This window comes from Streptomyces sp. NPDC059477 (assembly GCF_042749375.1).
Taxonomy (GTDB): domain Bacteria; phylum Actinomycetota; class Actinomycetes; order Streptomycetales; family Streptomycetaceae; genus Streptomyces.
Window position 1 is genome coordinate 35285 of record NZ_JBHYUG010000068.1, and the last position, 9381, is coordinate 44665.

Genomic DNA, 9381 nt, shown 5'->3' on the forward strand with positions numbered 1-9381 from the left:
CCCGGGGTGACCCCCCCGCCCGGGGGCCGCGGCGGCCCGCGTTTGGACGTCGGCGCCCCCCGGGCCGGCACCATCGCCGCGTTCCTCACGCCCTTCTTCCTGCCGTTCGTCCTGTTCTACCTGGTGCCCATCGGCTACGCGCTGTGGCAGAGCTTCCAGGTGGTACGCCGCTCGGGCGGGCAGTACGGCACCTCGTACACGACGTTCGGCGGTTTCGAGCAGTACGTGGAGGTGTTCCAGAACGATGAGTTCTGGGCCAGCATCGGCCGCATCGGCCTGTTCGGCATCGTGCAGGTGCCCGTGATGCTGTTCCTCGCGCTGATCATGGCGCTGCTGCTCGACACGCATCTGCTGAAGCTCAAGGGCTTCTTCCGCACCGCCGCGTTCATGCCGTACGCGGTGCCCGGTGTCATCGCCGCGATCATGTGGTCGTACCTCTACTCGCCGCAGCTCAGCCCGATCGTGGACCTGTTGAACGGCATCGGCCTGGAGCCCGACTTCCTCGGCCCGGGTGCCGTGCTGTGGTCGGCGGCGAACGTGTCGACCTGGCTGTGGACCGGCTACAACATGCTGATCATGTTCTCGGCGCTCCAGTCCATCCCGCAGGAGCTGTACGAGGCCGCGCGGCTCGACGGCGCCGGCAACTGGGCCATCGCCTGGCGCATCAAGGTCCCGATCATCGCGCCGTCCATCGTCATGACCACGGTGTTCTCGATCATCGGCACGTTGCAGCTCTACTCCGAGCCCGCCGTGCTGCGTCAGATCTCGTCGAACATCTCCAGCACGTTCACCCCGAACATGCTGGCGTACAGCGTGGCCGTCGGGAACAACTACCAGCAGGCCGCGGCCATTTCGGTGGTCGTCGCCGTCATCACGTTCGTCTTGAGCTTCGGGTTCATGCGACTGACCTCCAAGAGGGCGGGACTGTGAGCAACCGACCCCGTGTGCAAGAGAGCCCCGTGAGCCGTACGGCCGTCATGGCCCTGATGCTCGTGCTGGCGATCTACTTCCTGCTGCCGCTGTACTTCCTGATCGTGGCGGCGACCAAGCCGCAGGGTGACCTCGCCTCCACCAACGGCCTGACGTTCTCGAACTTCCAGCTCTTCGACAACCTGCACACCCTGTTCACCTTCAACGACGGCATCTTCGCCCGCTGGATCCTCAACACCGTGGTCTACGCGGTGCTGGGCGCGGCCGTGGGCACCCTGATCTCGGCGCTGTGCGGCTACGCGCTCGCCAAGTTCCGCTTCCGTGGCCGGGAGTTCCTGTTCTCGGTGATTCTCGGCGGTGTGCTGGTCCCCAGCACCGCGCTGGCGCTGCCGCTGTTCCTGCTGTTCTCCGAGGTCGGGCTGGTCAACACCTACTTCGCGGTGTTCCTGCCCAGCATCGTCAGCCCGTTCGGCGTCTACCTCGCGAGGATCTTCGCGAACGCCGCCGTACCGCAGGAGCTGATCGAGTCCGCGCGGCTGGACGGTGCCGGAGAGTTCCGTACGTTCTTCTCGGTGTCGTTCAAGCTGATGTCCCCGGCGCTGGTGACCATCTTCCTCTTCCAGTTCGTCGGCATCTGGAACAACTTCTTCCTCCCGATGGTGATGCTCCAGAAGGAGACCCTCTTCCCGATCACGCTCGGTCTGTTCACCTGGAACGGGCAGACGGCCCGCACCCCGCTCCTCCAGGAGTCCGTGATCGCCGGCTCACTGGTGTCGATCGTGCCCGTGATCATCCTGTTCATCGTGCTCCAGCGGTTCTGGCGATCCGGCCTCGCCGCCGGCTCCCTCAAGTGACCGCCCCCCACCCCGTACAGAAGGTCCGCAGCGCCATGCCCAACTCCGCAGTTTTCGTGCCCCACTTCCACTGGGACCGGGAGTGGTACGAGCCCTTCCAGGTCTTCCGGCACCGGCTCGTCACCGCCCTCGACACCGTCCTGGAGACGGCCGAGGCCGATCCGGACTTCCGGTTCACCGTCGACGGCCAGATGGCCGCGGTGGAGGACTATCTGGAGATGCGCCCGGAGAACCGTGAACGGGTCGTCGCCCTGGTCCGCGAGGGCCGGCTCGCCATCGGCCCGTGGCTGATCCTGCTCGACGAGTTCCTGTGCTCCGGCGAGACCATCGTGCGCAACCTCCAGATGGGGTGGGCGGCGGCGGAGCGCCTCGGCGGCTCGATGTCCATCGGCTATCTGCCCGACATGTTCGGCCACATCGCACAGATGCCGCAGATCCTGGCCCGCGCCGGATTCGAACACGCGGCGCTGTGGCGCGGAGTGCCCGGCTCGGTCGAGGGACACGCCTTCCGCTGGCGCGCCCCCGACGGCTCCGAGGTGCGCACCGAGTTCCTCTTCGACGGCTACGACAACGGCCTGGACGTCCTGCTGGTGCCCGACCAGATCGGCCGCGCCCTGGGCGAGTACGCGCGGATGACCGCCGAGCGGTGGGGCGGCGACCCGGTCCTCGCCATGGCGGGCACCGACCACAACGCGCCCGACCCGCAGCTGACGACGTGGCTGCGCAAGGCGTCCGCCACCGGGCTGCCGATCACCGTCGCGACCCTCGACGAGTACGTCCGGGGGCATGTCCGCGCCGAGGTGACCTCCGTCGTCACCGGTGAGCTGCGCAGCCATGTGCGCGGCAACATCCTGCCGGGCGTGCTCTCCGTACGGCTCGGGCTCAAGCAGCGGATGGCCCTCGCCGAGCGGACCGTCGACCACGCCGAGCGGGTGAACGCGCTGTGGTCGCGGCGCGACGACTCGGCGTTCCTGGAACTCGCCTGGCACAAGATCATCGAGTCGACCGCGCACGACTCCGTGGTCGGCTCCGGCACCGACGAGACCTGCGACCAGGTCGCGGCCCGCCTCGCCGAGGCCGCGCAGACCGCCCGTGCGGTACGGGACGCCGCGCTCGCCGAACCCGCCGCCCGGGTGCCCAGCGACGCCTACCTGGTGGCCAACCCGCTGCCGTCGGCGCGCACCGCGCTGGTCGAGGTGGATGTCGCCGCCCCGCCGGAGGGGACCGTGCTCGTCGCCACCGGTGCCGACGGGTCCACGCACCCCGTGCAGCTGATCTCCGAGGACCCGACCGTCCTGAGCGACGAGCGCATGGACGCCTCGCAGCTGGAGCGGGTGCTGCGCCGCATCCACCGCCGGGAGCTGTTCGGACTGCTGATCGACCGCTACGAACTCACCCCGGGCTCGCTGGTGTTCCATCTCGCCGAGGTGCCGGCCGGCGGACCGTTCGACCTGCTGATCCTGCGCCGCGAGGTCGCCGAGGCCGCCGCCGCGCACCCGGGTGAGTGGCAGGTGCGGACGCTGGCCGAGGCACGGGCGACCGCGCTGGTCCCGGTCGAGGTGCCCGCCGGAGGGCTCACCGCCGTCCGGGTCTCGGCGGCCGGCGCGGACTCCGCCCCGGCGCCCCGGCTCACGCCGGCCACCGCCACCGTGCCGCCGTCCGCGGCCGGGCTGTCGAACGGCCTGGTCGATGTCGTGGTCGCCGGTGACGGCACCCTCGTCGTGACCGGCGCGGACGGCACCGTCCTGGCGGGCGTGGGCCGCCTCGTCGACGGCGGCGACCGCGGCGACAGCTACAACTACGCGCCGCCCGCCGGGGACGTCCTGGTGACGGAGCCGGCCCGGGTCACCGTCGAACGCGTCGAGAACGGGCCGCTGCGGTCCCGGCTGCGGGTCACCCGCGAGTACGAGTGGCCCGACGCGCTCGCCGCCGACCGGGACGTGCGCGGCGGGACCACGGTGCGGACGCCGGTGGAGACGCTGGTGGAACTGCGCACGGGCGAGCCGTTCGTGCGGATCTCCACCGCCTTCCTCAACCGGTCCGCCGACCACCGGCTGCGCTTCCATGTGCCGCTGCCCGCGCCCGTGACCGCGTCCGCGTCCGCCGGCCAGTTCGCCGTCACCGAGCGCGGACTGACCGCCGAGGGCGGCTGGGGCGAGTACCCGCTGCCGACCTTCCCCGCGAGCACCTTCGTGTCGGCCGGACCGGCCACCGTCCTGCTCGACCACTCCAGCGAGTACGAACTCGTCGACGACGGCACCGCCCTCGCCATCACCCTGCTGCGCGCGATCGGCTCGATCAGCGTCAACATCCACCCCCTGCGCGACGAGCCCGCGGCGAGCGAGATCCCCGCACCGGGCGCCCAGGATCTCGGCATGCGCATCGAGAACCGGCTCGCCGTGCTGCCCTCGGCGGCCGGCTGGCGGGGCGCGGACGCGGTCGCCCTCGCGGAGGAGTTCCGAAACGACGTGCTCGTCACGCGTGGCACGGCACCGGCCTCGGGGACGCTGCCGCCCGACGAGAGCGGCGTACGGGTCGACGGCGAGGGAGTGTTCGTGTCCAGCATCCGCCGGGTCCCCGGCGACGCGGACACGGGTGTCGAGATCCGGCTGGCCGCGATGAACGACACCGGCTCGACCGCCCGCGTGACCGGCGCGTTCACCGAGGCCACCACCGTCGACCTGCTCGGCCGGCCCCTGTCCGGCACATCGGCCGAGGGCGTTCTCGAACTCGCCCTCGCCCCCTGGGAGATCCGCACGGTCGTGCTGAGGCAGCGCCCCGCGGACCGTACGGACCGACCGTGACGGGCCCCACCCCCGCCACGGCACGCGCGACGACCACCGAGCCCCCACGAAGAAAGACGGACCTCTTGCTCTCCGAGCTCTCCGCATATGTTTCGGACCCGGCACCGGGGCGCGGCGCACTGCGCCCGGCCCGTTCGTGGCTGCACTCCGACGCCGCTTCCCTCTCCCTGGACGGGCCCTGGCGGTTCCGACTGTCCCCCACGGCGACGGCGGCGGTGGACTTCGCCGCCCCGGACTTCGCCGACGACGGCTGGGACACCCTCGCGGTGCCCTCGCACTGGGTGCTGGAGGGGGACGGAGCGTACGGCCGGCCCATCTACACGAACATCCAGTACCCGTTCCCGATCGACCCGCCGCACGTCCCGGACGAGAACCCCACGGGCGACTACCGCCGCCACTTCGCGCTGCCCGAGGGCTGGCCGGAGGCCGAGCGGGTCGTCCTGCGGTTCGACGGGGTCGAGTCGCTGTTCAAGGTGTGGGTCAACGGCGTGGAGATCGGCAGCGCCTCCGGCAGCCGGCTCGCCCACGAGTTCGACGTCACGGACGCGATCCGGCCGGGTGACAACGTGGTCGCGGTACGGGTGCACCAGTGGTCCGCGGCCAGCTACATCGAGGACCAGGACCAGTGGTGGCTGCCCGGCATCTTCCGTGATGTCACCCTGCTGGCCCGCCCGGCCGGGGGCATCGAGGACGTCTGGCTCAGGACCGGCTACGCCGACGGACAGGGCCATGTCGACCCGGAGGTGACCGCCGAGGCGGCTGCCTTCCCCGTCACCCTGCGCATCCCCGAGCTGGGCGTCGAGCGGGTCTGGGCCACCCCGGCCGAGGTGGCGCCGCTGGACGTGGCCGGTGTGGAGCCCTGGTCGGCGGAGCGGCCCCGGCTGTACGCGGCCACGGTGTCCTCGGCCTCGGAGAGCATCGCGCTGCGGGTCGGTTTCCGCACGGTCGAGATCCGCGGCGACCAGTTCCTGGTCAACGGCCGCCGCGTCGTCTTCCACGGGGTCAACCGGCACGAGGCGCACCCCGAGCGGGGCCGGGTCTTCGACGAGCGGCACGCCCGCGAGGATCTCGCCCGGATGAAGCGGTTCAATGTGAACGCGATCCGCACCAGCCACTACCCGCCGCACCCGCGGCTCCTCGATCTCGCCGACGAACTCGGCTTCTGGGTGGTCCTGGAGTGCGACCTGGAGGCGCACGGCTTCGACCATGTCGGCTGGGTCGGCAACCCCAGCGACGACCCGGCGTGGCGCGCGGCCTACCTCGACCGCATCCAGCGGACCGTCGAGCGGGACAAGAACCACCCCAGCGTCGTCATCTGGTCGCTCGGCAACGAGGCGGGCACCGGCACCAACCTCGCCGCGATGTCGGCCTGGGTGCACGCCCGCGACGCCGAACGGCCCGTGCACTACGAGGGCGACCACACCGGCGAGTACACGGATGTCTACTCGCGCATGTATCCGACGGTCCCGGAGACCGAGCGGATCGGCACCGACGACCCGTCCGCCACGCTGCTCGACTGCACGCCCGCGCAGAGCGCCCGCCAGCGCGGCAAGCCGTTCCTGCTGTGCGAGTACGCCCACGCGATGGGCAACGGGCCGGGCGCGTTCGACCAGTACGAGGCTCTCGTGCACCGGTATCCGCGGCTGCACGGCGGCTTCGTCTGGGAGTGGCGCGACCACGGCATCCTGGCGACGGCCCCGGACGGAACGCCGTACCACGCCTACGGCGGCGATTTCGGTGAGGTCGTGCACGACGGCAGCTTCGTCATGGACGGCATGCTGCTGAGCGACGACGTGCCCACGCCGAGCCTGTACGAGTACAAGGCGGTCGTGCAGCCGGTGCGGTTCGTCTTCGACGGCGAGAAGGTCGCGGTCACCAATCTGCGGCACTCGGCCGACACCTCGGACCTGCGGTTCCGCTGGCGGGTCGAGCATGACGGCGTGCCCGTGGACTCCGGCGAGCTGGACGTGCCCGTCGTCCCGGCCGGTGAGTCGGGCTGGGTGACGCTGCCCCGGGTCACGGTCTCCCCGGACGCGGAGACCTGGTTCACCCTCGACGCCGTGCTGGCGGCGGACAGCGTCTGGGCGGCGCGGGGGCATGTGATCGCCACCGCCCAGCGCGACCACTCGCTCGCGCGTCCCGTCCCGCGGGTCCGCACCCGCACCGGCTGGCGGCCCGGTGACGGCACGCTGAGGCTCGGCTCCGCCGAGTTCACCGGCGGATCGCTGACCCGGCTCGCCGGGCGCGCGGTGACCGGACCGGCCCTGGAGCTGTTCCGCGCCCCGACCGACAATGACGAGGGGCCGGGAGGGGACAACCTGGAGGGCAGCGACGACAGCGTCGCCGGGGTGTCCGCCGCCGACCTGTGGCGGCGGGCCGGCCTGGACCGGCTCACCGTACGGCGGGTCACGGTGGAGCACGCGACGGACGCGCTGCGCACCGTCGACAAGGTGTCCGCCGCGCACTCCGCGCTGTCGGTGACGGTCGAGACGGTCTGGTCGGTCGAGGACGGCGAACTCGAACTCCGGGTGGAGATCGGGCCGTCGAGCGGCTGGCGGACCGTGTGGCCCAGGATAGGTGTCCGGTTCGGACTGCCCGACGGGCCGGACGGCACGGCTCCCGTCGACGGCGCCGAGTGGTTCGGCCTCGGCCCGTTCGAGTCCTACCCGGACAGTCTCCGCGCGGCCCGCACCGGATCCTTCGCGTCGGCCGTCGGCGACCTCTCCGTGGGCTACGCACGCCCCCAGGAGACCGGGCACCGCTCCGGGCTGCGCCGGCTGACGCTGACCAGCGGCGCGGAGCCGGTGGTGCGCATCACCGCTCTGCCCGACACCCAGGGCCGGCGCCCCGGCTTCACCCTCAGCCGTCACACCCCGCAGCAGATCGCCGCGGCCCGGCACCCGTTCGAGCTGCCCGGCTCGACGACCAGTCACCTGATCATCGACGCGGCCCAGCACGGCCTCGGCTCCCGCGCCTGCGGCCCCGACGTGTGGCCGGAGTTCGCGCTGCGCCCCCAGGCGCGCACGATCAGGCTCCGGATAGCGGAGGGGGGCAGGGCGCTCGCGTGAGGGCGTGATCGGGTGGGGGCGGGCGCGTGCGCCGGCTCCGTGCACACCGACGCCCCTGCCCGCTTCACCGCGGGTGGGGGCGTTGTGCACTGGAGCAAAAATAGTAGCCATGTACATAGTCGCCATGTACTGTACTTTTCATGAGTCCGACGTCCCCTCGCCCCACGCCCGGCTTCCTGGTCTGGCGGCTGTCGATGAAGTACCGGGTCGCGGTCGACCGCGCGGTCGCTCCGCTGGGGCTGACCCACGCCCAGTACGCGCTGGTGGCCTCGCTGTACGGCATGCAGCGCTCCGGTCTGCGGCCCAGTCAGCGCCGGCTCGCCGACCACACCGGACTCGAACCGCTCTACGTGTCGAAGCTGGCCCGCGCCCTGGAGTCCGCCGGGCTCCTGGAGCGCACCCGCGACCCCAAGGACCCGCGCGCCGTGCAACTGGCGCTCACCGATCGGGGGCACGCGACCACCCGGCAGGCCATCGATGTCGTCCAAGGGCTGCTGCGCCAGTTGTTCGAACCCCTCGGCGGGCTCGACAGCGCCCGCACGCGGGACTTCGTACGGGATCTGGGCGTGCTGCTCGACACACCGCTCGATGTCTCCCCGGACGTCCCCCCGGACGCCTCCCCCGACAGCTCTCCCGGCATCTCCCCCGCCCCTTCCGAGTCCCATCACGACGAGAAGCAGCAGGAGCAGTCATGACCAGCCAGGCATCCCAGACCTCCGCGACCCCCGCGACCTCCGCCCCCGTCCTCAACCCGAGTGTCATCGGCGTCGCCCACTACGCCGGGCGGGCCGTGCTCGAAACCGTGCTGGCGCGGCACGGGGCCACGTTTCTGCAACTGATGACGCTGCGTCCGGTCGCCCTCGCCGACGGGACGGTCGAGCGTGCCGAGCTGATCCGGCAGGTCACCGGCTCGCTCAAGACGCCGGAGGCGGAGGTCGATGACACCATCGACGCGCTGGTGGCCGCCGGGCTGGTCGCCGCCGACGGTTCCGGGGTGCGGGCCACCGACGCCGGGCGGGCGCTGCACGAGACCTCCGGCGCCGAGACCCGGCCGATCTCCGCGCGGATCTACGCCGGTATCCCGGCGGACGATCTCGCGGTGGCGGGCCGGGTGCTGACCCTCATCACCGAGCGGGCGAACGCCGAGCTGGCCGCGCTCCGCGAGGGTCGGTGAGCCGCTCCACAGCAGGCCCGGAGCAGGTCCGCGGCAGATCCGCGGCAGATCCGCGGCAGGTCCGCAGCAGGTCCGGAGCAGCCCCCGAGCGGCCCTCACGAGTAGTGGAATATTCAACGACACTGTCTTCGTTGTGACCCAGCGAAGGAGGTACTCCAGTGGAGACCACGTACTACGACCACGGAACGCCGGCGGAGCGCTGGGAGCGCGCGGGGATGTTCTTCGACGCCAAGGACTACGCCGCCGCGGCGCGGGTGCTCGACGGGCTGGTCGAGGAGGTGCCCGAGCAGACCGGGCCCCGGCTGCTGCTGGCGCGTGCCTACTACCACTCCGCCCAGCTGCGCCGGGCCGAGCGGGAGCTGCGGATCATCGTCGAGCGCGACCCGGTCGAGCACTACGCCCGGCTGCTGCTGGGCCGCACGCTCGAACGGCAGGGCAAGCACACGGAGGCCGAGCCTCACCTGCGGCTGGCCTCCGCCCTCGCCGGTGACTTCGCGGAACTCTGAGGCGGCGGCGAGCAGAGCGCGGGAAGGGCGGCGGGTCAGGATCTC

General features: G+C 71.7%; 7 protein-coding genes. All 7 read left to right on the plus strand.

What is annotated here, in order from left to right; all coding sequences use genetic code 11:
• Nucleotides 1-6 precede the first annotated feature (6 nt).
• The 7 genes from ACFXAZ_RS28130 to ACFXAZ_RS28160 all read left to right on the plus strand — a co-directional run bounded on the left by ACFXAZ_RS28130 (nucleotide 7) and on the right by ACFXAZ_RS28160 (nucleotide 9336).
• Nucleotides 7-930, plus strand: a complete 924-nt coding sequence (locus ACFXAZ_RS28130; protein WP_384596890.1) for a carbohydrate ABC transporter permease — start codon at nucleotides 7-9, stop codon at nucleotides 928-930.
• A 47-nt stretch (nucleotides 931-977) separates the two neighbouring features.
• Nucleotides 978-1784, plus strand: a complete 807-nt coding sequence (locus tag ACFXAZ_RS28135; RefSeq protein WP_384596892.1) for a carbohydrate ABC transporter permease — start codon at nucleotides 978-980, stop codon at nucleotides 1782-1784.
• 35 nt (nucleotides 1785-1819) lie between these two features.
• Nucleotides 1820-4588 carry an alpha-mannosidase gene (locus tag ACFXAZ_RS28140; protein ID WP_384596878.1) on the plus strand — a complete coding sequence of 923 codons (2769 nt, stop codon included), beginning with the start codon at nucleotides 1820-1822 and terminating at the stop codon, nucleotides 4586-4588.
• A gap of 65 nt (nucleotides 4589-4653) precedes the next feature.
• Nucleotides 4654-7656, plus strand: a complete 3003-nt coding sequence (locus ACFXAZ_RS28145) for a glycoside hydrolase family 2 TIM barrel-domain containing protein (protein WP_384596894.1) — start codon at nucleotides 4654-4656, stop codon at nucleotides 7654-7656.
• A 140-nt stretch (nucleotides 7657-7796) separates the two neighbouring features.
• On the plus strand, nucleotides 7797-8351 hold the full coding sequence (locus ACFXAZ_RS28150) for a MarR family winged helix-turn-helix transcriptional regulator (protein WP_384596880.1): 555 nt from the start codon (nucleotides 7797-7799) through the stop codon (nucleotides 8349-8351).
• The gene (locus ACFXAZ_RS28155; protein ID WP_384596882.1) at nucleotides 8348-8830 is read left to right on the plus strand and encodes a MarR family transcriptional regulator; all 483 of its coding nucleotides are present in this window, start codon (nucleotides 8348-8350) and stop codon (nucleotides 8828-8830) included. The genes ACFXAZ_RS28150 and ACFXAZ_RS28155 overlap by 4 nt, the downstream gene beginning before the upstream one ends.
• Nucleotides 8831-8988: 158 nt before the next feature.
• On the plus strand, nucleotides 8989-9336 hold the full coding sequence (locus ACFXAZ_RS28160) for a tetratricopeptide repeat protein (protein WP_384596884.1): 348 nt from the start codon (nucleotides 8989-8991) through the stop codon (nucleotides 9334-9336).
• The last annotated feature ends 45 nt before the right edge of the window (nucleotides 9337-9381 follow it).

Coding starts and splice junctions, on each gene's coding strand:
- ACFXAZ_RS28135 (WP_384596892.1), top strand. CDS start 978: ATGGCCCTGATGCTCGTGCTGGCGATCTACTTCCTGCTGCCGCTGTAC.
- ACFXAZ_RS28140 (WP_384596878.1), top strand. CDS start 1,820: ATGCCCAACTCCGCAGTTTTCGTGCCCCACTTCCACTGGGACCGGGAG.
- ACFXAZ_RS28150 (WP_384596880.1), top strand. CDS start 7,797: ATGAGTCCGACGTCCCCTCGCCCCACGCCCGGCTTCCTGGTCTGGCGG.
- ACFXAZ_RS28155 (WP_384596882.1), top strand. CDS start 8,348: ATGACCAGCCAGGCATCCCAGACCTCCGCGACCCCCGCGACCTCCGCC.